This window comes from Mesorhizobium sp. WSM4983 (assembly GCF_029625765.1).
GTDB lineage: Bacteria > Pseudomonadota > Alphaproteobacteria > Rhizobiales > Rhizobiaceae > Mesorhizobium.
The window spans coordinates 108,209-132,580 of the sequence record NZ_JARTVM010000013.1 but is presented as its reverse complement, the minus strand read 5'-3'; the positions used below and the strand labels follow the sequence as shown (position 1 = coordinate 132,580).

Below are 24,372 nucleotides of genomic sequence, written 5' to 3'. Positions count from 1 at the left end.
CAACCCATGTCCGGCCCGGATACGTAGTCGTGACTTGCTCGGACGCGGCTTCGGTGATTTGCCGGCAGGCGCGGCGCCCAACTCCTACTGCCCGGGCTTGTGGGAAAGCCGGTCCAGCGCGTCTCGAAGCGCAGTGGCGGCACCGCCACGCTCATCGGCGGACATCAGCCCCGGTTCAAGTTCCAGCCTGAAGTGCGGCAGCTCGGTTCGAACAACGCGACAGGCGCCCGCTAGATTGGCCTTGATGACGCGGTAGGTAGCGACCGGATAGGCGATGCCCTTGACCTGGACGTGCCCCATCTCCTCACAATCGATCGTGTCCTTCACTTGCGCAAACGTCTCGTAGGAAATGAGGATGGTCCCCGGAGCCGCCTCTTGTTCCAGGCGCGAGGCGAGATTCACGGCGCCGCCGATTATCGTGTAATCCATCCGGTCCTCGCTGCCGAAGTTACCGACGGTGCAGTAGTCGGTATGGATGCCGATGCGGCAGCGCAGCGGTGTTTCGATCCCCATGTCCCGCCAGACCTCCGCAAGCTCGCTGATCCGCTTTTGCATGGCAAGCGCCATCTGCACGCAAGCCAGCGCGTCCTGCTTGACGCCGCGCGTCTCAGGGTCGCCGAAAAACATCAGGATCGCGTCGCCGACGTACTTGTCGATCGTGGCACCATGATCCAACGCGATTTTCGACATTTCCGTCAGGTAGTGATTGAGGAGCTGGGTGAGATCCTCGGATTCCATCTTGTCGGTGGTCTCGGTAAAGCCGGCGATATCGGAGAAGCATATGGTCAGCTTCTTACGCTGGCTGGCGATTCTAACGTCTTGGCGGCCGGTGAATATCGAGCTGTACACTTGGGGCGCCAGATATTTGGCCAGCTTGCTGGAAAGCGCTTCCAGGGCAGCGGACTTCTCGGCGAGGTTCTCCTCCCTTTGCTTCAGCTCGGTGATGTCCGAATAGACGGCGACCGTGCCGCCGGCGCTGATCCGCCGCTCGCTTATCATGATCCATCGTCCGTCGCCCCGCCGCTGCACCCACGGTTCGCCGGGGTTACGGTGCCGCCATAGGCGCTCCGCGACCCACTCATCGACCCGACCCTCGGCATCCCTGATGTAGCCACGCTCCGCGGATCGGCGAATGATCTCCTCGAATGCCATGCCGGGGGTTAGCTCTGCCTCCAGACCGGCGTATAGCAGTTCGCGGTAGCGGCTGTTGCTAAGGACAAGCCAGTCCTCTTTGTCATAGAGAGCGAAACCTTCGGAAATGCTTTCGATGGCATCGACCAGCCGCTGACGCGCTTCTGCAACGTCGCGCAGGTTCTTTTCCTCGACCTCGACAGCGGTATCCCGGAAGAGGCTCAGCGCCTCGGCCATGCGCCCGATTTCGTCGCTGCCCGCCGCCGGCAGCGGAGCACGAAGGTCGCCGCCCGCGATCGCGAGCATGCCCTGACTCACCGCTCCCAGACGGGCGAGAAGGCTGCGGTCGACATAGAGCCAGACGACCAGAACCGAGCTCAACAGGCTGAGAAAGGCAGAGCCGAGGACAACTCCGGTGCCGTAGCGCTGGACGAGCGCGGCTTCGCGACCGGAGGCAGCGATCTCGCGGTCCGCTGCGGCGACAAGACGGTCGACGGCTGCGGTCAGACTGCGCGACAGCCGATTGTTTTCGGCCAGAAGTTTTTCGCCCTGCGCGAGGACCGCAAGCTCCTCCTCCCGTGCCTTCGGGATGCTGCTCTCACCATCGGTGAGTGCCTCGAACTCGTCCACCCGCAGCCGAAAACGGGTTTGCAGCTTTTCGTCGATCTCCGAGGAAGCCGTTTCCAGAGCGGCAAGCGAGCGGTGCAGCGGAAACAGGATCAACGCCAGGTCGCCTCGCGTCGGCGCGGTCGCGGCCTTCACCAGCGCGTCGTTGACCGCCGAGATCTCCAGCAGCGCCTTCTGCTGGGGGATGTAAGCCGCAATCGCGTGGACCATGTCGGCCATTGTCGCTGCGCGTCGATCGGGCGACAGCGACGTATCGGCCGCGACCGCCCGCCATTGCGGGAGCCTGGAATCCATCACCACGATGCCGGTGGCCAGAAGGCGTTGGCTGCCGGTCGTCGTCGCGGCGAGGCGGTTCAGAAGCTCCTCCTTGCGGGCGACCACATCGAGGCGGGCGACAACAAGAGAGTCGAGCTCCTTCAGGTTGCGCCTCAGGACAACCGCAGCTTCCTCGATCTCAGCTAAAGGCACTGTGCCCAGCGTAGCATCTCTGAGATCCGTACGCAGGGCCTCGAGGCGGGACATCTCGAGCGCGACGGCCGCCGAGACCTTGCTGTGCTGAGCCCTGCTTGTCGCCGCCAGCACCGATGGCGCGGCAGCAGCGACCCGTTCGGCCTGGCGCGACAGCTGGAGGGAAGCCAACGCCGGCGGCACCCGATCCGTGGTGATTCGGTCGACAACGTCGCCGACTTCGAGGAAGGCATAAAGCGCCGCAGCGGTAGCCAGCACCGCAAGGCCGCTGATCCCGAAAAAGGCGAGCAACAGCCGACCGCGTATGCCGAGGCGTTCAAGCATCGTGGGGAGTCGGAACAATCCAGCCACACTGGTCTGCATCAGACTAGACGTCTCAGCGTCACGCCGGCGTTCGGCGCACCCTATTCAACCGGCACGTACTCCCCGCCCCGCCAGACGTACCAAACCCAGCTCTGCCTCGTGAGGTCGCCCTTGGCGTCGAAATCGACCCTGCCAATGACGGTGTCGAATTGCTGTTCGCGCAGTGCCGCTATGACCGCCTTTGGCGCCAGCGAACCTGCCTTCGCCACCGCCTGGGCCCAGACCTGCACCGCGCAGTAGCTCAACAGCGTATAGCCCGCGGGCTCGAAGTTGTCCGCACGGAACTGCTCCACGATCGCGGCCGCGCCGGCATTTCGCCGCGGGTCCGCCGGGAAGGTGAACAGGGTCCCCTCCGCCGCTGAGCCTGCGATCAGGGCGAATTCCTCGGTAGCCAAAGCATCTCCGGATATGAGCTGAAGCGTGTAGTCCCGGTCGCCTGCAGCGCGAGCGATCAGCGCAACGTCGGCATGATACCCGCCCACATACAAGGCCGAAATGCCGGCGGATTGCAACGCAGCGACCTCGGCTGAATAGTCGTCCTTCCCAGGCCTGTATGCGTCGTAAAAAGCTTCAGTCACGCCCCGTTTGTTCAGCTGCTTCCTGGTCTCGTCGGCGAGACCCTTCCCATAGGTCGAATTGTCGTGAAGGATTGCGATCTTCTTGTCGCCCCAGTGATCGGCAAGGTAGTTGCCGGCGATGAAACCCTGCGCGTCGTCGCGGCCAATGGTGCGGAAGACATTGCCACGGCCCTGTTCGGTCAGCTGCGGATTGGTCGAGCCTGGGGATATTTGCACGACGCCCGCCGCCTCATACACTTTTGATGCGGGGATCGAGGCTCCAGAGCAATAATGCCCGACGACGAGCACCACCCCGTCGGCCACCAGCTTCTGGGCGGCCGCGACCGCCTGCTCGGGATCGCAGAAATCGTCGACCGAGATCAGCCTCACCTTCTGGCCGAGCACGCCACCCGCCGCGTTGAGGTCGGCCACCGCCCTCTCCGCGCCGCGTTGCCCCTGCTCGCCGATCCAGGCAAGCCGCCCTGTCATCGCAGACGAGACCCCGATCAGCACCTCAGCCCTCGCGGAACTGAACACGGCCGCAACTACGATCGCTAGGGCGATGACACGGTGCATGTTTTGCACCCCCTGTGGACAGCAGCTTACGCTAATCCAGTCACACCCGACAGCCCCTTCGGTAAGCGCGAGTGCCTCGGATGTGACGCGAAAACACCGCCCCGGCGCACGGGCCTAATTCTAAACCGTCGGGCATGAGCGCTCTCCATTCAAGCCTGTTTTCAAGTCTTGTTTGCCTGCAGGAAATCGCGGGCTATGGTTTGGGACTTTTGTTCTACCTTCGAAGCAGGCGCGGGTAAGACGGCGTGGCGCATAATCCTCTGGTTTCAATCGTGGTTCCTGCGCACAACGCCGAGGCAACGCTGGCGCGCGCACTCGATTGCCTTCTCGATCAGGATATAGCGGATTGGGAGGCGATCATCGTCGATGACGCCTCCACGGATCGCACCCCCGCGATCATCGCCGGTTATGTTGAGCACGATGCCCGATTTCGCACGTTGAGCTCTTGCGCATATAGCGCCGCCGGCGCGCGCAACAGCGGGATTTCGGTCGCGCGCGGCCAATGGCTCATGTTTCTGGATGCGGACGATTGGGTGGATGCCAGCTTCCTTGCAAAAATGCTGACCGCTCTGAAAACCGCTCCCGATGCGGTGGCCGCCTTTTGCGGTTCTCGGCGCGTGATGCCCGACGGCGAACTGACCCCGTCGAGCATCTCAACAGAGGTTGCGATCGAGCCCTTCGAAACTTTCGCGCGCCGGCGCGCCATTCGCACTCACGCGCTGCTGGTCGATCGGAAGACAATTGTCGAGTTGGGCGGTTTCGATGTGTCGCTGCGCACCTGCGAGGACTGGGACCTGTGGCAGCGTCTCGCACGTCTGGGCAAACGTTGGGTGATGGTCGACGAGCCTCTCGCTTTCCATCGGGTCAGCCCCAACTCGCTCTCCTGCAATTCGACGCAGATGCTGGCAGATGCGGCAATCGTGATCGTCCGCGGCTTTTCTCCTGATCCCAGGGTCGAACACCCGGCATCGGTTCACGCCAATGGAGCGATCGACGCGAACGGCTGCTCCGCTGCCGAAGCACTCGCGTGGTTCGCGCTGTGGAACGCCGCGTCGGATTGCGGCCGCGGCGCCTGCTCAATCGACGCGCAGTCCCTGCGCGCGGTCCCGGCAGCACGCAAATGGGCGCGTGAGATCGCCAGGGTGGTCTTCGATGGCCTTATGGTAGGAAGCCTGTCGGTGCCAGCGCAATTGGCTGCCAGGTGGGACAGGTTCGGTGGCCCCCTCACCGAGTTGATCGTCGAACTCGGCAGGGTCTGGGACGATCCCGCAGCGGGTCGCCGCGTCCAGTATCACCTTGAGCAAATGCTTCTCGACTCCGACGATCTCGCCGCGCCGCGCAGACTGACGCGGACACTCGGAATTCGCGTCGACGTTGGAAATCCGGCCTCCACCGACCTGCCGGAAGGAATCGATCGAATTTATGCGTATCTGATGATGGACGGCCGGATCGAGGCTCGCGTGCAGTTCGGCGCGCTCGGGAAAGTGACAAGGAACCATTGGATTGAGTTGGCCTCGCAGAGCGGCGTCGCCGACAAGTCAAACATGTCTGAAGCCGAGGCATCGTTGTCCATGGCGGAGCCTCCGTCCGATCCGGATAGCCACTTCGGCAAGCTGGCGCGATTGGCCGCGAAAGCGCAGGAACTGGTTCGGTCGAGCGCCGAACCTGCAGAGCCATTTGCGGCACCGCGCCGTAAACCGGCCGCGGATGACAACGGTACTGATCGCACGTCGTTCTGGAATCGCCGTTTCGCGACCGAGGATCCCTGGAACTATCGTTCGCCCTATGAGCAGGAAAAGTATGAGCGGCAGCTCGAAATTCTGCCTGCCGGTCTCATCGGACGGGCGCTTGAGCTGGCCTGCGCGGAGGGCCACTTCACGCGGCAGCTGGCGCCGCGAGTCGGCCATTTGACCGCAACTGACATCTCCAGCGTAGCCGTCGAGCGGGCGCGCGCGCGATGCAGCGGTCAGCCGAATGTCGACTTCGGCGTACTGGATTTCTCCGCGGAAACGCTTCCGGGCAAGATGGATCTGATCGTCTGTTCGGAAGTGCTCTACTACCTGGACGATCTCGCTGAGTTGCGGCGCATCGCCAAGAAATTTGTTGAGGCGTTGACGCCTGGCGGCAGTGTCGTCAGCGCACACGCATTCGTGCTCCGAGACAATGTTGAGAGGACGGGCTTCGACTGGAACACATTCGGCGCACAAGCGATCTCGGAGACGCTGGCGGCGACCGAAGGCCTCGTCCTCGAGCGGTCGATCCAGACCGAGCTCTATCGCATAGACCGCTTCCGCCGCCTGTCACCGGACGGCGTGGCGACGGACCCGGTGATTGATCATGTGCCAATCCACGCGCCCATCGGTGTTGGAGTCGCGCGAAATATCGTCTGGGGCGGGGCACGGGCCTTGCGCCGCGACGTCGCGCGCAGCGAGCGGCGGCAGCATGTCCCTGTCCTCATGTACCACGGCATCGCCGATGATGGTCCAGCCGCGCTCGCCCGTTTTCGGCTCACGCCCGCCGCATTCGACCGCCAGATGGCATGGCTGCGCGCCAATGGCTTTCACGCCATCACGTCCGAGCAACTGGGATGGTCCATCGCCAACCGTGAACCTTTCGTTGGCCGCCCGGTGCTCATCACCTTCGATGACGGCTTCCAGAATTTTGCCGACCATGCTTGGCCGATCTTGCGCGCGAACGACCTGACCGCGGAAGTGTTCCTGGTAACGGACTTGGTAGGGGAAAGTGCACGGTGGGACATCGACAGCGGTCCGCCGACGCAGCTTATGGACGCTGGGACGGTGCGACGTCTCGCCGGCGAAGGTGCGTTCTTCGGAAGCCATCTGGCGACGCATCGCGCGATCGATGGTCTGTCGAGTTCTGATTTGGCCGCCGAGCTCCTGCGCTCTCGCATGTTCGTCGAACGGTGGACCGGTCGGCCAACCACGGCGTTCGCGGCACCCTTCTCTGTCACCGACCGACGGCTTGGCCGGCTGGCCAGGGAGTGCGGCTATCGGATCGGCTTCGGCGGCAAACACGGGCCGGCGGATCTCGATTGCGATCCCATCGACCTTCCGCGCATCGAGGTTCGCGGGGATCGCTCGCTCGAAGACTTTGTTGCGCGTGTCGAGGCCGTGCTCGGATGACCGGTCAACAAACCGGGTTCTGCTTTTTTATCGGTGTCCCGCCCGACTACCTTGTTCGCAAGTCTATTGAACGACCTGGGATACGGCTGACATCAGCTCCTGCGGGTTTGGCGCCCCAAACATGTATCGCCCACCCTCTGGAACCTCCGTGAAGCTCCAGCGGACCACCCCCTGCCGGTCCAGCAGGAATTGACCGATCAGTTGTCCGTGTCCCGTTGCCATCATCTGCTGGTCGGCCTCGGTCACTTCGTAATGGTCCTTCTTGTCGAGGAATTCGCTGGCCGCAAAAGGATCCATGGGAGCGGGCAACTCGCCTGGTATGTCGACCCGCATATCCTTTGCTGCTGCCATCGAGACCTTGTACGGCCAGTTCGTGTCGTCCTGGGTGAATTCAAGATTGGGCAGTCCAAAAGCACGATGCGAAGCGCGTTCAGGGTCGGAAGCCGCAAGCAGATTCGGCATCGGGTGGTAGCGGAAATAGAGACGCGCCCGTTCGATCGGCGTGTTGACCACCGTCAGGCTTTCCACCCCCTTTTCGCGCAGTTCCGGATCAAGCCGCGCCTGGGCGGCGATATGGCGTCGGCAAAACGCACAATGCAGACCTCGAAACAGGCCAACCAGCACCGGTTTTTGTCCGCGGAAGTCGTCAAGCGCGATCTTGCCTTCCTGGGTTATGGCGTCGAGCACCACGTTCGGCGCACGATCGCCTGGCTGAAGCGGTACCAAGTCAATACGCGCGGACATTGTTCAACCTCCCACCCGGCTAGTCGAGAAAAGGCAGCACCACAAGCGCTTCCGGGTCTAGCCCGTGCTGGGCGCATATACCCTGCGCCAGGGAAAAGTAGCGTTCGGCCTCGGCCAGATTGTCGAGGTCGAGATTAAGCGTTGCCAGACCATCATAGCACGGAAACAGCAGTTGGGGTTCACTCGTTTCGCGCGCTACGTCCAGTGCTTCGTGGAACAAGCCAACCGCCAGTTCCGGACGACCGTTGCACTGGTGGATCTGCGCAAGCACGATCAACGGCACCGGCAGGTGCTCGCGCTGGTCGAGTGCCCGGTCGATCTCGATGGCCTTCTCGGCAGCAGGCACGCCCTCCGTTGGGCAACGATCCGTGAAAGTACAACAAGCAACCGCCAGGTTCGCGAGGAGGCGCGCCTGAAAGCCCAAATCACCAATATGGCGCGCCACTTCAAGACCGCGCCGACAGACCTTTATCGCCTGTGCCGGATCGATGGTCGTGTAAAGCACGCCGAGATTGGTGTAGCCGCGGCAGGCCGTGCCCAGCAGGCCGGCGGCTTCGGCCAATTCAATGCTACGCTCGATCTGGCGTACCGCTTCAAGGTTTCGCCCAAGGCGAGCCAGCGCGACAGCCTTGGTGTTGAGTGCCTCGGCGGTCACAAGAGTGGCGTCACGCCCTTCCTCGGAGACATGCTCCGTTGTCAGAGTGCGTACGCCATCCAGCGCCGCGTCTGCCCATTTTGCTGCGCGAGCGTGATCTCCGCTACGGAACGCCTGTCGGCCACGTTCTTGCCACAGCTGCGCCTGCTCGATCGGGGCATCCGCTCCTTCGAGCAGCGCTGCGGCTTCCGCATAGCGGGATTCTGCGTTGTCCCGCTTGCCGACGTCCCAGAGCAGCCGACCGATCTTGCGCAAAACTCGTGCCGACGCGACACGATTGCCTGACTCCCGATATGCCTGCAGCACCGTTTCGTAGTGCTGGTGCGCGACCTCGCGGCGGCCTACCGGGCCGCTCAAATCGGCAATGCGCTCCGCGATTGCCAATTTGAGCGGCGTTTGCCCGATCGCGCCCAACGCAGTCAGCGCTCGCTCGTAGAAACGAAGGGCGTCGTCGTTGGCGTATATCATGCGAGCGCGATCGCCCGCCGCCTGCAAGTAATGCGCGCCTTTCTCCCGCTCCGCGCTCTGCGCGAAATGATGACCGAGCACGGTCAAATCCTCAAGCCGTTCCGGCTTGTCGCCACACAGCTGCTCCAAGGCGGCACCGACCCGCCCGTGGATATCGGTCCGGCGTTGCAACAGCAGATTCTGGTAGATCACGTCCTGCAGCAACGTTTGCGTAAAGCGGTAGCTTGGCGACGAGATCGAGCCTGATCCGGCGACCTCCTCGATGATTTCGGCATCGCAAAGCAGTTCGCAGCCGGCTTCCAAGCGGCCGGGTTCGGCTGTCACGGCTTTCAAAAGTGTGGCATCGAAGCGCGGGCCGATCACCGCGGCTTCCTGGGCCAACCGGCGCACCTCCTGGGGCAGCCGGTCGACCCGGGCAAGCAGCATTGCCTGGATAGTGGCGGGAATGCCGGTTGCGACTTCGCCTGCCGCAGTCCGCCATCGCTGGCCCTCGCGCATCAGCACACCGCGATCGATCAGGCCGCGAACGATCTCCTCTATAAAAAGCGGGTTGCCGCCGGCGCGCTCGAGGATCTGGTCGACAAGCCTGCCTGCGGACTTTACCCAGCTCTCACCGAACAGCGCCGCCAGCAGCCCGCGTCCGTCATCAGTGTTGAGCGGCGAAAGCCTGAGCGCTGTGTGACTGACCCGACTTGAGTCGAGCTGGTCGTTGTCCGGCGCCGGACGATGCGTGACCAGCAACATCAACCGCGTGCGTTCCAACCTGTCCATCACGAAACGCAGCGCCTCGAGCGACACGGCGTCGGCCCAGTGCAGATCTTCGACGACAATCAACAGCGGCGACAAGGCAAGCCGCCTTTCGATGATCGTGCGGACTGCGTAGAGGATTTGCCGCCGCAGCTGCTCGGGCTCGACATGCTGCAAGGTGGCATCGGGGTCGCCAAGGCCAAGCACATGGTAGAGCAAAGGCATCAGCCGCTTCGCCTCCTCGCCCTGCAGGCCGAGGTCGGCCAGCAAGCCTCCGAGCTTCGCCCGCATTTCATCCCCAGTATCGCTTTGCATCATCCCGGCAGCGCTGCGCACCACTGCGCCCAAGGCGCCAAAAGATTGTTCGCCCAGCGGTGAGCATGTGGCCTGCCGCACGGCGACGTTGCGAAAACGATCCTCGTCGCCGACGCGGGCGACGAATTCCTTCACCAGCCGCGATTTCCCAATACCGGCTTCTCCGACGAGGCGAACAAGTTGGGCCGAGCCGCCGCACGCCTGGTCAAGGCTGGCCAGCATTCTATGGAGCTCCGCACCACGACCTATGATCGGCGCGCTGAGGCCGAGCGCCTCGAGCCCACGCGCTGCACGCGGCAACGCAAGCGGTGCGTCCAGTCGATGGACGAGCACACTGCCTGCCTTGCCGCGAAGCACAACATCGCCCAGCGGCTCGAAAGAGAAGGCATGCCGGGTCAGCCTGTGAGTGAGTTCGCCTACCAGAACCTCACCCGGTGCGGCCAGCGATTGCAAGCGTTGCGCCGTATTCACGGTATCGCCGGTCACCGAATAAGATTTGGCGGTGCCGATGCCCAATCCGCCAGTAACGACCGGACCAGTGTTTATGCCGATGTGGAGCAACAGAGGCGAGCCGGAGTGGGGAGCGCTTTCGCCGAGCCGCGTCGTCCGGGCCATCATGTCGAGAGCGGCGCGAAGCGCACGTTCCGGATCGTCCTCATGCGCGACCGGCGCACCGAACAAGGCAAGCAATGCATCGCCGATGAATTTGTCGACGAAACCGCCAAAGTTTCGCACGGCTGCCGTCAATTCCTTGAACAGTTGGTTCTGCAGCGCTTGCATCACCTCGGGGTCGAGCTGCTCGCTGAGTGTCGTGAAGCCGCAAAGGTCGGCGAACAGGACCGTCACCGTCCTGCGATCGGCTTCAGAGACGGGATGGAACCCATCATCTTCGCTTTCGATGTTCGCGAGCAGCGACGGAGTTCGAGAAGGCGGCACAATGGTCCGGCTCGGTGTCGGAGCAGGCCGTTCGACGGCTTTTGCCGTCGCACCGACGCTTGCCCCACATTTCGGACAGAACTCGAAATCAGGTGCGCACAGGTAGCCGCAACTGGCGCATGGCACGGGCTGGCGCCTGCCACACTTCGGACAGAAAGCGAAACCGCCCTCGACCTCGAAACCGCAGCCCGAGCAGTCCATCGAGCAAGACCTCACTGGAGCCGTGACGGCGTGATCTCGCCACGCACTTCACGGCCGGGTATTCAGACAAGAATGAACCGATAGTCGTCGGCCAGCAAGCGGCAGCGCAAATGGGGCATCGAGCGATCGGTCCAGGCCCGGTGGCAGAGCGCTGCCGACTCGCGCGTCTGCGTAGCCGTCGTCCACGAAAATTCCCTCTTAGCCTCCGCCTTCCTGCTATTATGGAGCCGAGGACACGTGCCCATGAGCGAAAACCGGAAGCTGGCCGCAATCCTGGCTGCAGATGTGGTTGGATACAGCCGGCTCGCGAGCGCGGACGAAGATCGTACTTTGGCGAGGTTGCGGGCACTGCGCAGCGACCTGATCGATCCGATCATCGCAGTCCACAACGGGCGGGTAATCAAGCGCACCGGGGATGGAGCGCTGGTCGAGTTCCGCAGCGTGGTGGATGCCGTGCGCTGCGCCGTAGAGGTTCAGAACGGCATGGTCGAGCGCAATGCCGGCGTGCCGCAGGACCGCCGCATCGAGTTCAGGATCGGCATCCATCTGGGCGATGTGGTCGAAGAGAGCGACGGCGACCTGATGGGCGACGGCGTCAACATCGCCTCGCGTTTGGAGGGCGTCGCGGCGCCCGGCGCCATCTGCCTGTCCGAGGATGCCTATCGCCAGGTCAAGGCGCGGCTCGACCTCTCGGTCAGCGATCTCGGCAGCACACAGCTCAAGAACATCGCCGAGCCGATCCGGGTCTATTCGCTGCAAGTCGGCAGCGCCGGGACCAAGCCGGCCGCGACCCCGGAAACCGCGGCAAGCCGGCCCGCGACGGCAGCGCCGCCGAAACTGTCGATCGCCGTCCTGCCGTTCGCCAACATGAGCGGTGACGCCGAACAGGATTACTTCGCCGACGGCATTTCTGAGGACATCATCACGGCGCTGTCCAAACTGTCGCAGCTCTTCGTCATCGCACGCAATTCGTCGTTCACCTTCAAGGGGCAGAACGTCCATGTGCAGGAGGTGGGCTCGAAGCTCGGCGTGCGGCATGTACTTGAGGGCAGCGTACGCAAGTCGGGGAACAGGGTGCGCATCACCGCGCAGCTCATCGATGCAACCTCGGGCGGTCACCTTTGGGCGGAGCGGTTCGATCGGGACCTGACCGATATATTCGCCGTGCAGGACGACGTGACGCAGCAGATCGTCGGAGCCTTGGCGCTCAATCTCACCGAAGGCGACCGTCAGCGGCTGGCGCCCGAGTATGTGCGCAACACGCAGGCGTATGACTATTTCATGCGGGGCCGGGAGCTGTGGCACCGGCTGACGAAGGAGACGAACGTCGCAGCCCGCGACCTCTTGCAACGTGCGATCGAACTGGACCCGAAGTTTGCCTCTGCCCACGCCTTCCTCGCCCTCACGCACGGGCTCGATTACCTGAACAGGTGGAGTGCGTCGCCGCCGGAATCGATGGCGCAAGCGGAAGAGGCTGCAACGCGAGCGGTAACGCTGGATGACAGCGATCCCTGGGCGCACTGGGCACTGGCTATCGTGAAGCTGTATACACGACGGCACGATGAAGCCATCAACGAGGCCGAGCACGCGATAGCTCTCAATCCGAACTTCGCCGAAGGGCACGTGATCCTCGGCGAGGCGCTGCACTATTCGGGCAGATCCGAACAGGCGCTTGAGAGTTACGCCCGGGGCAAGACCTTGAATCCATACTTTCCGGATGTGCTTCTGCATTTCCAGGCTTTGGCATCGTTTCAACTCGGAAGGTACGAAGAGGCCGTTGACCTCTTGCTGCAGCGGCTGGCTCGCAACGCTGTCACCGATGTCTCGCGCGCGCTTCTGGCCGCCAGCTACGGCCATCTGGGCCGTTTCGCCGAGGCCCGCGAGGCATGGCAGGAGGTGCTTCGCGTCAATCCCGACTATTCGCTGGACTACCGACGCAAGGTCTTGCCCTACAAGAACCCTGCCGATTTCGAACTCATCGTGGACGGGCTCCGCAAGGCCGGTATCGTGCAGTGACAGATGGGGCCGTGTCAGGTCAGGCCTTGAACCGCGGCCGATAGCGATGGACTCGGCGCGAATAAAACCGGAAGCGCAGCTCAGGTCGCCTTAATCTCTGCCTGGCCGATCTTGCGCCATCGGGCGTCTTCTCGAACCAGTTTCAGGTCGTCGGTGGTCTCGGCAAGTGTTTGCAAGCGATACTGCCGGAGCAGATCCGCGAAGAGCGCCCCTTGCGGCAGGCCGGCAAGCTGCTCGCGGACCGAGATCTTTTCATCGATGACCCGCACGCCCCAGGCATTTTCCCGAACCTGCAGCTCCTGAGCCAGATCGCGCTCTTCCGGCGCGTTCTCGTCAAGCGCGGCCAGCAGGATCGAGTGGAAAAGCGCCACATAGCCAATCTGTCTCAGGCCGCCCACAACCCGCACGCGCGGCAATATGGCGAGCACGAGGAACGTGAGGAACAAGTTCGGCAGCAGCACGCCTTCCAGTAGCGCCTGCTTGAGATGCGTTCGCTCGAACGGGATGGAAAGACCATGCCGCCTGTCGGGCTCGATCAGGTGGCCGTTCTCAAGGACGAGCTTGCGCACGCGCTCGTCGCGGATGCCCCAGAAATAGGCTGTGGCATTGGGCAGGAATCTGCCAAATGGTCTCGCTGCGGTCTCTTGCAGGGCACGTTCGAGACGCTGGCGCCTCGCGGGCTCAAAGAGCAGCTTGGAAAGAAGGCTGCCGTCATATTCCAGATGCCGAGCCATGGCGGCCGCGGCCAGCCGATCATCGATGAAAACCGGCTTGGCCATGCTGGAACAGCCCCAATTGGCGACCAGATCCTCGTTGAGGGCTGTCACCGCGTCGGCCGCGGTTGCAAACATCTTGTCCCGGCTGGCAAGCAGTGTGCCCAGCCAGCGGCTGGCATCCGTTTCATCACCCACCGCTTCGAGCGCGCGTTTGTTGAGGAAGACGGGACCGGCCGCGCAGGCGCTTTTGCGGCAAAGCTTGTGGCGTCCCATGCCAAACAGGTTGACCTTGTCGTCGCCGACATCGAGCCATCCGGGCCCCTCCCGGCCGATTGTCTCCATGGTCATCGTCGTTCCCATGAAGCAGAAGAAGGCCGAGAGCCCGCTTTCGACCGCGCCGAGCCAGGCAAGCAGCAGGGCGTCGAAGGTGATCCGGTCCATCAGAAGCAGACAGTGCAGGCCGGACTGAATGACCGGTCTGTGCTCGAACGCTTCGAGGGCCTTGCCGACCTCTTCAGGCTGCATGATCGCACCAAGACGCCGATGCAGCACGTCGCGCAGGATCGAGCGGGCAGCGATCGCCGGGTCCGATGCAGGCCTTGCCATCGGCCGCCACAGATGGCGGGCATAATCGGAAACCGGTGCGTTCCAGTTCTGCTCGATGTCACGCACGACCTCCGGGCAGAGCAGCGACAGCACAGCCAGAATTTCCACTGGAGGCGTGGGGATTGGGTCAGCCACGGCGGTCATCTGTCCCGTCTGGCGGCTCGCGGTGCAAACGCCAAGGGAGACCAGACTTTCTGGATGCCGGCACACATGGATCGTCAACTCGATCAGAACAGTGTGAGATGAAATTATCCTACAGAGGTCTCCATCGGCAACCGCCAGTTCGCCGACTCGGCTTGGATTGCTAGATTGGCCAAACAGTTAACACTGAACAGCGGACCTCAGAATCGGAGCCGGGCCATGCTCAGGAGGTCGTGGTACTGCCCGTCGGTAAAGCCGGCCTTCACATGCCGACCTTCGACCTCGAAGCCGTGGCTTTTGTAGAGGCGCATGGCCGGTTCGTTGTCGGCATAGACGGTCAATTCGACCCGCTTCAGAGCGCGCCAGTTGTCGGCCACGTCGAGCAGCGCGCCAAGTATGGCAGAGCCGATGCCTTTGCCGACAAAGGCATCGTCAAGACCCATATTGATCTCGCCGATATGCGAACGGCGCGGCGAGCCCTGCACGACCAGGCTGCCATGGCCGACGACCCTGCCCTCCACCTCCGCAACGATCCAGGTGGTTTCCTGGCCGGACTTGGCGATGCGCCGCTCCACCTGCTCCACCATCTCGAAAGGCATCCTGAGCGTGCCCCAGCGGAAGCCCGGCATGTTGAAGATGGCGCAAAGCGCCTCCGCATCGCTTAGCCGAACGGATCGGAGCTGCGGCTGGACTTTCTCGGAGGATGGCGAGGTTGTGCTGGTCATAACGTTCCCGGCGATGGCAATCGGCACGGTACGATGCACCCTACGTCACCTGAAAATCCAGCCGTCTCTAGAACCTATGATGCCGATTGCGAGCTAAAATACCGAGTGGCGGCGAAGAGTTTGAAGACACCGCTGATGCCGATCCAGGCGAAAAGGGCAAGCCAGCACAATGTCCCGATCGCCGCCCAGTCGATCCGGTGCACGGCAGCGTCGGTGATGACGAGTCCAACAATGGCAAGCAGGCCAACCAGCAACTGCGCCAAGCCCAGCACCAGCAGTTCCTCGCGCCGCGCGCTTCTCCAGACGACATATATGCCGCCCGCCCCCGCGAGGAAGATGGCGCTGTAGACCTGAGCGTGGAAGCCATCGACCGGCCATGGCCAGAAGCTGCCGAATGTCAGTGGGAACAGCAACAGGCCGACGCCATAGAGCCCAAGGACTGCCGATTCCACCGGCATGTAGCCGCGCCATGCGGGCCTTAAGGTCACGCCTTTTGCAGAAGGACGGGCCCTGGCCCGCCATAGGAACAGCCCGGATACCGCGACCGAACCAAGATAGACCAGAAACCAGAGCCAGGGCGCTTTGCGCCCGAAGTTGAAATAGCCGAGATTGATGAACGACGTCACCGACACGATGACGGTGAAGATGAGCGCCATGACGAGCACGAGCCTGCCGGGCGACCAGCGATTCCAGAACAGCAGCGCCGCCATCACGACCATTTCGGCGGTGTAAAAGCCACCAAGGAAGCGGGCATTGAACGGGGTGACGGCCCACGGCCAGCGCGGCTTGACCAGCACGGGCGCGAAGAACAGGCCGGCGCCTACGGTCAGGACGATAATGACCACCAAGGAAAAGAGGCGCAGGGTGCCGGGAAACGGCGGATTGTCGGATGTCGGCATCGGGTAGCCCGCATAGATAAATGCCCATGGATCATCATAGTGCCGGTTGCGGCCGGCGAAAATCCACCAAACGGACTTGAGGTATCGCCCGGCTTGTCTATTCGAATGGCCGTAGGGTCGGTTTCGAAGTAAAATGGCGCAGTCGGACCAGGACCGGTCCGGTCAACACGTTTCGGCGGCGCATTTCTTCCGGAGCCTGCACGATGAACGAAGCTCAGGATCTGTTCTCGCTTCTGCGGCAATCGACCGATGTCGATCCGCGGGCAATCGATGCGATCAAGCGAACCATCGCGGAGGGCAAGGACCGCGAGCTTTGCCGCATCAATGCTCTAGCCTTCGCCAGCAAGCATGGCCTCGATGTGGAACGCGCCATAGGCGCCTTTCTGCATGCGGCGCGCGTGGGCCTCTTCGACATTTCCTGGAATGTTCTATGCCCCGGCTGTGGCGGCGTGCTCGACAGCAACGCCACGCTCAAAACCCTGCAGAAGGACGAATATACCTGCGCGCTGTGTTCCGAAGGCTATTCACCGACCCTCGACGAGATGGTCGAGGTGACATTCACGGTCAGTCCTCGCGTGCGCAAGATTGCCGCCCACAATCCACACGAACTGCCGTTGGTGGAATATTTCCGCCAGATCTACTGGGCGTCCGGCGTCGACCTGCCGGAAGAGGATTTCGCCAAGACGATGGAAGCGTTCTCGCTGGAGGATATCGAGCTTGCGCCAGGTGAAAAGGCTGTTCTGCCCGTACAGCTTCCGTCCGAATTCATCATCGTCTTCGAGCCGGTCACCCATTCAGTGCAGTTCATCGACGTCAAGGGCGAACCGACAAGAGAGCGACGAAGCCTCTCATTGGTCTTCGACCGCGAGCATGTCCAGAACCAGACGCTGGAGATGCAACCCGGCCCGTTGCGCATTTCGCTGGAAAACAGGACCGACACCCGCGTGCTGCCGACGGTCTTCATCGCCGGCCAGGAATTGCATGATCTCCTGGGCAAACGCCGGCCGTTCCTGACAGCCAAGCGCCTGCTCACCAACCAGACGTTCCGCGATCTTTATCGCACGGATACGCTCGACATCAACCAGCGCCTGAAGATCACTAGCCTCACCTTCCTGTTCACCGACCTGCGTGGATCGACCGAGCTTTACGAGCGGGTGGGCGATCTTTCAGCCTTCGATCTCGTGCGCGTGCATTTTCAGGTTCTGCACGAGATCGTCGCGTCCGAGGCAGGCGCGGTGGTGAAGACGATCGGCGATGCGGTGATGGCGACCTTCGCGACGCCGGATCGTGCGATTGCGGCGGCCCTCAGGATGCGCGATGCCATGCGTGCGCTCAATGAGAAGAGCGGGCGCGAGGATCTGCTGCTCAAGATCGGAGTCCATGCCGGCCCGTGCATTGCCGTGTCTATGAACGAGCGACAGGACTATTTCGGCCAGACGGTCAACATTGCTTCGCGGGTCCAGAACCTTGCCAACGCACAGGCGATCTTCGCCACGCGCGCGGTGGTCGACGACAATCTCACCGCCGATCTGTTGCACAGGAACGCGCTGACGCCCGTGCCACACGAGGTCTCGCTGCGCGGCATCGAGAGGGAGAAGATAGCGGTATACACGATCCCCTGAAGACTTGGGCGTTGGGGACCTCAGACGCGCCTGCAGACAAAATAGCGATCGGCGGGTACCGAAGGCGGCAGTGGAAGGCTTTGCAACTGCGGGTGATCGAGCGGCGTGCCGCTGACCGCAATGCCTCCGACGCGAAGCAGGCGCGCGGTCAGTTCGGGGAGCCAGGTAGAGGTCACTGCATCGCGATCTTCATAGCCGGTGCCGATGTCGGCATGAACAAGAGCGGCCTCGATGCCGATGAACCTGCTCGCCGTCTCGCGGATTTCGCCGAGCACGAGGTTTTCAGCTTCGGGAATTGAGCTGGCGTGTGCGGCAAGTGCGCGGTCGAACGCCACGATCCGTCGGCCGGGCAGACGCTCGCGCAGATGGTGGAACGTCCGGCCATTGCCGAGGCCGAGCTCAAGGATGGGACCCTCGATCTTCGCCACCTCCGCGCAGACTTGATCGAGAATGTCGCGCTGTGCCGTCAGCCTGCGGATGAAACTTTCGAGGCGACTCATATGCGTCTGTGTGTCCTGAACCAGCTCAAGAGACCGGCAATGCCCGCGACCAGGATGAAACCCGAGCAACGTGTTAGCCCGATCCGGCGTCGCCGCATATAGAGGCGAACGTTCAACACAGCAACAACCGAACAGGCCGACGACGAACCGGGTGGAGTCTGCGGCTTGGCGGGCGGCGGACTGGCGATGTCACTTGTAGGGGTCTGCAGCGTCCCGCAAGCCGTCGCCGAGGAAGTTGAACGCCAGAATGACGAGAATGACGGGGAGGATCGGCAAAAGTAGCCATGGATAAAACGCGATCACGCTGACGCTGCGCGCCTCGGTGAGCAGGATGCCCCAACTGGTTATCGGTGCCCGCAGCCCGAGCCCGAGGAAGCTCAGCGCCGTCTCGCCCAGGATCATGCCGGGTATGGAGATCGTCGCCGTCGCGATCAGATGCGACATGAAGCCCGGAATGAGGTGCCGCCGGATAATGCGGCCGCTGCTGGCGCCCATCAATTGCGCGGCCAGAACGTAATCCTCCTCTCGCAACGCTAAAAGCTTTGAACGCACGGCCCGCGCCAATCCGGTCCAGTCGAGCAGCCCGAGGATGACGGTGATGCCGAAATAGATCAGGATCGGACTCCAAGTTATCGGCATGATCGCCGCCAGAGCCAGCCATAGCGGAATGCTGGGGATCGATTGCAGAACTTCGATTATCCGTTGAACGATCAGGTCGAAGATGCCGCCGTGATAGCCGGCCAGTCCGCCGATGACTATGCCGAGCAGGAAGCTGAAACTGATGCCGACGAGGCCGATCGTCAGTGAAATGCGTGCACCATAGACGATGCGCGAGAGCACATCGCGCCCCAGCCTGTCAGTGCCGGCCAGGAAGAGCTGGCCGTTTTCGGCAGGGCAGACAAAATGCCTGTCACCTTCGATCAGGCCCCAGAACCGGTAGCTGTCGCCCTTGCAGAAGAAACGGATCCGCTGAACATCATCCTGTTGGTCGATGTAGTTCCGCTTCAGCGTGTCCATATCCAGCGTCATTTGGCGGCCGTAGACGAACGGCCCGACGAACTGGCCGTTGTGGAACAGGTGCACCCGCTGCGGCGGCGCATAGATGTAGTCCATGTTGCGCGTGTGCAGATTGTAGGGCGCCAGGAACTCGCAGATCAGTATCGCGAAATAGAGCACCGCCAGGAATATGCCGGATACAAGAGCAAGCCGGTGCCGTCGAAATTTCCACCACATCAGCCGCAACTGCGACGCCTGAAAGACCTTCGACTGCTCCGGCGTCATTGCCTCGACCGACTGCAGGTCAAAGGGCGCGATGGAAACATAGTGTTGCAGCGGAGCACCCGGAGCGGGAAGTGGCGATTGCGTGTTCATTTGGTACTGCCGCCCTGCAAACGAATTCGTGGATCAAGCAGTGCCAGCGCCAGATCGGAAATCAGCACGCCGATGACCGTCAGGAAGGCGAGGAACATCAGGAACGACCCTGCCAGATACATGTCCTGGCTTTGCAGCGCCTTGATCAGCATCGGCCCGGTCGTTTCCAAAGACAGCACGATCGCCGTGATTTCGGCACCGGAAATGATGGCCGGCAGGATAGAGCCGATGTCCGAAATGAAGAAATTGAGCGCCATGCGCAGCGGGTATTTGACCAGGGTCCTGAAGGGATGAAGGCCCTTGGCGCGCGCCGTCACGACATATTGCTTGTGAAGCTCATCGAGCAGATTGGCGCGCAGCCGCCGGATCATGCTTGCCGTGCCCCCGGTGCCGATGATCAAGACCGGGATCCAGAGATGGGCGAGGATCGACTTCGCCTTGGCCCAGCTCATCGGCTCGCCGAGATATTGCTGGTCCATGAGATGGCCGACGGACGTGCCGAACCAGATATTGGCGAAATACATCAGGATCAGCGCCAGCATGAAGTTCGGGATGGCAAGGCCGAGAAGGCCGAAGAAAGTCAGGCCGTAGTCGCCCCAACTGTATTGATGCGTGGCCGAGTACATGCCGATCGGAAAGGCGATGAGCCAGGTGAAGAGGATCGTCACGAAGGAAACCAGCACGGTCAGCCACATTCGGTCCCCGATCACGTCGCGAACCGGCAGCTCATATTCGAAGGAATAGCCGAAATCGCCGTGCAGCATCCCGCCGACCCAGTAGAAGTAGCGAATGACCGGCGGCTTGTCGAAACCATAGTCCTTCCGCATCATCTCGATGCGGTCGGAATCCACCGCTTCGCCCTGGGCCCGAAGCTCGGCAACATAGCTGTCGAAATAGTCGCCTGGGGGAAGTTCGATGATCGTGAACACAAGCGCCGATATGATCAGCAGCGTTGGAACCATTACGGCGAGGCGCCAGACAATATATCGAAGCACGCTCAGGACTCTCCAAGCCAAAATGTATCGGGCATGTAGACACCGAAATAGGCGGTCGGGTCGTAGCCGTAGAGCGCCTTGTCAGGCAGATTGCGCAGCCGCGAGGAGGCCAGAACCGGCTGATATGTTCCGTTCACCGTGCCGATCGAAAACACCTGATCGGTGTAGATCGACAGCATTGAATTCCAGATTTCAGCGCGCTCCGTGGCTTCGGTCGATGCGTTCCAGCGCTTGAGTAAGGTCATCAACTCGACCACCGGCGGAAGATCGGGCGCCTCGCCGAGCCTGCCACGAGACAAGTAGTGAGCACCCCAGAGCGGCCATTGCAGTTGGTCGTCAATGGTGGGGGCCAGCTGGTACGGGTTCATGTCGGCGGTCGGCACGCCATTGTCGATGCCCGACCACATCGACATCATGACCTGGCCGCCAAGCGCGCGACTGCGAAAGATGTCGCGCTGCGAAGTCCGGATGAACAGGGCGATACCGATCTGGCGCCAGTGATCGCTGATGAGCTCGAGCGCATCGGTTTCCAGCGTGCTTTCGCCGGCCGTTTCCACGACGATCTGCGCCGGGCGTCCATCGGGAAGTATCCGCAGGCCGTCATCGTCACGCGCCTGAAGCCCGACCTCGTCGAGCAGGGCATTGGCCTGATCAGGATCGTAGGTGACCCAGGCTTTCGCGAATTCGGGCCGGTAGAGCGGGCTCTCCGGCAGGACCGTATCGGCACTTTCCTGCGCCAATCCATAGAACACGGCCATATTGATCTCGCGTCTGTGCACAGCGAGCGAAAGTGCACGACGCACGCGCACGTCGCGAAAAAGGCCACGCCAGACCTGGTCGGCACAATTCAGATTGGGCAGCAGCGCCAGTCGCGAACCCTGTGTGCGTTTCCAGAGATGCATCTTGACCGGGTAGCGCTTCTCCGCGTCCTTCAGGAAGGAGTAATCGCTGAAATCAATTCCCATGCATTGCAGGTCGCTCTCGCCCGCGCCGGTCTTGGCGGAAATAATCGCCGACGAGCTCACATTCATGACAATCCGGTCAACATAGGGTAGTTGCCGGCCATTCTCGTCTATGCGGTGAAAGAACGGATTGCGCTCGAAGACGAACTGCTCAGCCGGCGGCTTGGTCCGGTTCCGCCAGGGATCGAGCGTCGGCAGTTCCGGGTTCTCCGGGCGATACTGCCGCGACATGCGGATATGCAGGAGCGTCCATTTCTTGGCCCTGTTCTCCTCCATCAGGCCGGCGAGCCGGAATGGATCCTGGTATTTCTTGTGGAACTGCTTGAGATAGGCGGCCGGCAGAACAAGCGATAACGGCGAAGCAGCCGCGAGCTTGGGCAGGAAGTCGGGATTTGGCGCATCCCAACTATAACGGACCGTCAACGCATCGACGATCTCGAAGCGTGGCGGCTTGCCGTCGGCCAGCAGGGCCGGGGCGAGCCCGCCTTGCGAAAGTTCGTCGTTCAGCCAGACATCTTCCCAGCAATAGCGAAAGTCCTCCGGCGTCAGCAGGCTACCGTCAGACCATTTATGTCCTTCCCGTATCTTGAAAGTGAAGACGCGATCGTCCGCTACCTCGAAACTTTCAAGAATGTCGGCTTGCAAGTTGAGCTTTTGGTCATAGCCGACCAGGCGAGCATATCCGTAGATCGTCATCATCCGGATATCTTTCTGACTGCCGATGATCGTGCGCAGCGTGCCGCCATACTGGCCGGGCTGCCGCCCCATCGCAGCGAGATTCAACACGCGCGGGTTCTTGGGCAAGCGCTCGGAGAGTGCCGGCAGCGCCAGGGCCTTCAGCAGCGGCTGAAGAAATTGCGGCTCCAGATCGCCTGCGTGCAATGTGCCCGGCAAAACCGCCGAAGCCATGAGTCCGAGGACGGTGCGCCGGCTGATCAATGGCGTAGCTCGCTGACATCGGCCGAACGTCGGGCCAACACGAGGTGGCCGCCACCAAGATCGAGCGGCGACAATACATCCTCGTCGCCCTCGTCGCGGAATTGCGGTCCCCATGCGCTGGTGTCGGAAGCGCCGCTGAGCTTCAGCGTCTTGAAATCCATCGGCCTGTCGAGGTCGGGGAAAGGTACTGCGGCGACGAGTGAGCGCGTGTAGGGGTGGATCGGTTTCCTCAGCAGAGTTTCGCGTGGCGCAAGCTCGACGATACGCCCGCCGCACATCACTGCGATTCGGTCTGCCATGTAGTCCACCACCGCCAGATTGTGCGATATGAACAGGTAGGTCAGGCCCAGTTCCTTCTGCAGGTCCTTCAGCAGGTTCAAGATCTGCGCCTGGACAGAGACGTCGAGCGCCGAAACCGGCTCGTCGCAGATCAGCAGTTCAGGGCCCAGCGCCAACGCGCGCGCGATGCCGATACGCTGACGCTGCCCGCCGGAGAAACTGTGGGGATAGCGCTTGATGAAGCGCGGATCGAGCCCGATCGCCTGCATCAGGCTTTTGACAGTGGCGAGTCGGGACGCGGCATCGCCACGTTGATGGATCTCCAGCGGCTCGCTCAGGATGTTCTCCACCGTCATGCGAGGTGACAGCGATGAAACCGGATCCTGGAAGACCATCTGGATTTTGGCGCGCAGCATGCGCAGGGCGTCTCCCTCGCCTTGCAAGACGTCGATCGCTCCATCGCGGCCGTTGAACGTCACAGAGCCGCCGCTAGGGGTGATAGCCCGCATAAGGATCTTGCTGACCGTGGTTTTGCCGGAGCCGCTTTCGCCGACCAGCCCCAGGCACTCGCCGCGCCTGATATCGAAGCTCACGCCGCCCACGGCGCGAACCGTGGTTTGGTGATCCCCGCCAAACAATCCGGACTTGCGGATTGTGAAGGTCTTTTTCAGATCCCTGACCGACAACAGGATATCGTCTGGCCCCTTCGACGGCGGCGCCGTCTGCTTGCCGAGCAGGTTCTCGACATTCACCGGCACCTCGCGCAGCGCCTTTAGCCTTTCGCCAGGCTTCAGGTCGAAATGCGGAACGGCTGCCATCAGGCCCTTCAGGTAGGGGTGACCTGGTCGGCGGAATATCGCCTCGACAGGTCCCGCTTCCATGATCTCGCCATGGTACATGACCACGACCTCGTCGGCGACGTTGGCGACCACGCCGAGGTCGTGGGTGATCAGCAACATCGCCATGTTCAGCTTGGTCTGAAGGCCGCGCAGCAAATGTAGGATTTGCGCCTGGATGGTGACGTCCAACGCCGTCGTCGGCTCGTCGGCGATCAACAGGGCGGGCCGGCAGATAAGCGCCATGGCGATCATGGCGCGCTGACGCAATCCTCCTGAAAGCTCAAAGGGATACATATCATAGGCGCGTTTGGGACTCGGAAAGCCGACAAGACCGAGCATTTCCTCGGTCCGCGCCTTGCGCTCCGCCCGAGCCATGGGGGTATGAATCTGCAAGGATTCGCTGACCTGGTTGCCGATCGTGTGCAGCGGCGACAGCGATGTCATCGGCTCCTGAAAGATCTTGCCGATGCGGCTGCCTCTCAATGCCCGGATTTCGGGTCCGTCACGTGGCATCTTCAGGATATCTTGCGTGGTGCCGGGCCTTTCAGGATCGGAGAACAGGATACGGCCGCGAACATGGGCTGATCCCGGCAGAATGCCCATCACTGCCTGGCTGAGAACCGATTTTCCGGAGCCGGACTCGCCCACAAGCGCGGTAACCTTGCCGGGCAGGACGCGAAGATTTGCGCGCCTGACGGCATGCAACGGTCCGCCGATGATGGCAAAAGAGATGCCAACATCCTCGATCCGCAGCAGATCAACACCCGAATTCATTCCACACCAGCCCCAATCTGGCAGGTTCGGAAGCGAGACTAACCTATTGCCAGCTTA

General features: G+C 62.1%; 15 protein-coding genes. 3 read left to right on the top strand and 12 right to left on the bottom strand.

Annotated elements, in window-relative coordinates; translation table 11 throughout:
- Positions 1-84 precede the first annotated feature (84 nt).
- Both P9254_RS26530 and P9254_RS26525 read right to left on the bottom strand, forming a co-directional pair.
- Positions 85-2,550 carry an adenylate/guanylate cyclase domain-containing protein gene (locus P9254_RS26530; protein ID WP_278054588.1) on the bottom strand — a complete coding sequence of 822 codons (2,466 nt, stop codon included), beginning with the start codon at positions 2,548-2,550 and terminating at the stop codon, positions 85-87.
- Positions 2,551-2,630: 80 nt separating this feature from the next.
- Entirely contained in the window at positions 2,631-3,722 is a 1,092-nt protein-coding gene (locus P9254_RS26525) for a branched-chain amino acid ABC transporter substrate-binding protein (RefSeq protein WP_278054589.1), read from the bottom strand.
- A 245-nt stretch (positions 3,723-3,967) separates the two neighbouring features.
- Here P9254_RS26525 and P9254_RS26520 point away from each other — a divergent pair, with 245 nt between their 5' ends.
- Positions 3,968-6,865 carry a trifunctional glycosyltransferase/class I SAM-dependent methyltransferase/polysaccharide deacetylase gene (locus P9254_RS26520; protein WP_127240737.1) on the top strand — a complete coding sequence of 966 codons (2,898 nt, stop codon included), beginning with the start codon at positions 3,968-3,970 and terminating at the stop codon, positions 6,863-6,865.
- A 63-nt stretch (positions 6,866-6,928) separates the two neighbouring features.
- Here P9254_RS26520 and P9254_RS26515 read toward each other — a convergent pair whose 3' ends face one another.
- Complete coding sequence (locus P9254_RS26515) at positions 6,929-7,609, bottom strand: redoxin domain-containing protein (protein WP_066994127.1); 681 nt, start codon at positions 7,607-7,609, stop codon at positions 6,929-6,931.
- A gap of 19 nt (positions 7,610-7,628) precedes the next feature.
- Positions 7,629-10,931: an adenylate/guanylate cyclase domain-containing protein gene (locus P9254_RS26510; RefSeq protein WP_278054590.1), complete on the bottom strand. Its 3,303-nt coding sequence runs from the start codon at positions 10,929-10,931 to the stop codon at positions 7,629-7,631.
- Positions 10,932-11,174: 243 nt separating this feature from the next.
- On the opposite strand from P9254_RS26510, the gene P9254_RS26505 reads away from it, so the two are divergent.
- Entirely contained in the window at positions 11,175-12,947 is a 1,773-nt protein-coding gene (locus P9254_RS26505) for an adenylate/guanylate cyclase domain-containing protein (RefSeq protein WP_127243085.1), read from the top strand.
- An 80-nt stretch (positions 12,948-13,027) separates the two neighbouring features.
- Here the strand turns inward: P9254_RS26505 and P9254_RS26500 are convergent, their stop codons facing one another.
- From P9254_RS26500 to P9254_RS26490, 3 genes are all read right to left on the bottom strand, one after another.
- The gene (locus P9254_RS26500) at positions 13,028-14,413 is read right to left on the bottom strand and encodes a hypothetical protein (RefSeq protein WP_278054591.1); all 1,386 of its coding nucleotides are present in this window, start codon (positions 14,411-14,413) and stop codon (positions 13,028-13,030) included.
- A 197-nt stretch (positions 14,414-14,610) separates the two neighbouring features.
- On the bottom strand, positions 14,611-15,135 hold the full coding sequence (locus tag P9254_RS26495) for a GNAT family N-acetyltransferase (RefSeq protein ID WP_127240912.1): 525 nt from the start codon (positions 15,133-15,135) through the stop codon (positions 14,611-14,613).
- 74 nt (positions 15,136-15,209) lie between these two features.
- The gene (locus P9254_RS26490) at positions 15,210-16,034 is read right to left on the bottom strand and encodes a hypothetical protein (protein ID WP_127240911.1); all 825 of its coding nucleotides are present in this window, start codon (positions 16,032-16,034) and stop codon (positions 15,210-15,212) included.
- Between the two features lie 203 nt (positions 16,035-16,237).
- Between P9254_RS26490 and P9254_RS26485 the strand changes: the two genes are divergently transcribed.
- Positions 16,238-17,656, top strand: a complete 1,419-nt coding sequence (locus tag P9254_RS26485; RefSeq protein WP_278054592.1) for an adenylate/guanylate cyclase domain-containing protein — start codon at positions 16,238-16,240, stop codon at positions 17,654-17,656.
- Between the two features lie 20 nt (positions 17,657-17,676).
- Here P9254_RS26485 and P9254_RS26480 read toward each other — a convergent pair whose 3' ends face one another.
- The 5 genes from P9254_RS26480 to P9254_RS26460 form a co-directional block, all read right to left on the bottom strand.
- On the bottom strand, positions 17,677-18,156 hold the full coding sequence (locus tag P9254_RS26480) for a class I SAM-dependent methyltransferase (RefSeq protein ID WP_066994102.1): 480 nt from the start codon (positions 18,154-18,156) through the stop codon (positions 17,677-17,679).
- A gap of 189 nt (positions 18,157-18,345) precedes the next feature.
- A complete protein-coding gene (locus P9254_RS26475) occupies positions 18,346-19,527 on the bottom strand; it encodes an ABC transporter permease (RefSeq protein ID WP_127240909.1) in 1,182 nt (393 codons plus the stop codon).
- Positions 19,524-20,522: an ABC transporter permease gene (locus tag P9254_RS26470; RefSeq protein ID WP_066994096.1), complete on the bottom strand. Its 999-nt coding sequence runs from the start codon at positions 20,520-20,522 to the stop codon at positions 19,524-19,526. Before P9254_RS26470 ends, P9254_RS26475 begins: the two co-directional genes overlap by 4 nt.
- A gap of 2 nt (positions 20,523-20,524) precedes the next feature.
- Positions 20,525-22,423 carry an ABC transporter substrate-binding protein gene (locus P9254_RS26465; RefSeq protein WP_278103910.1) on the bottom strand — a complete coding sequence of 633 codons (1,899 nt, stop codon included), beginning with the start codon at positions 22,421-22,423 and terminating at the stop codon, positions 20,525-20,527.
- Positions 22,420-24,315: an ABC transporter ATP-binding protein gene (locus P9254_RS26460; RefSeq protein ID WP_067326322.1), complete on the bottom strand. Its 1,896-nt coding sequence runs from the start codon at positions 24,313-24,315 to the stop codon at positions 22,420-22,422. Before P9254_RS26460 ends, P9254_RS26465 begins: the two co-directional genes overlap by 4 nt.
- Positions 24,316-24,372 lie beyond the last annotated feature (57 nt).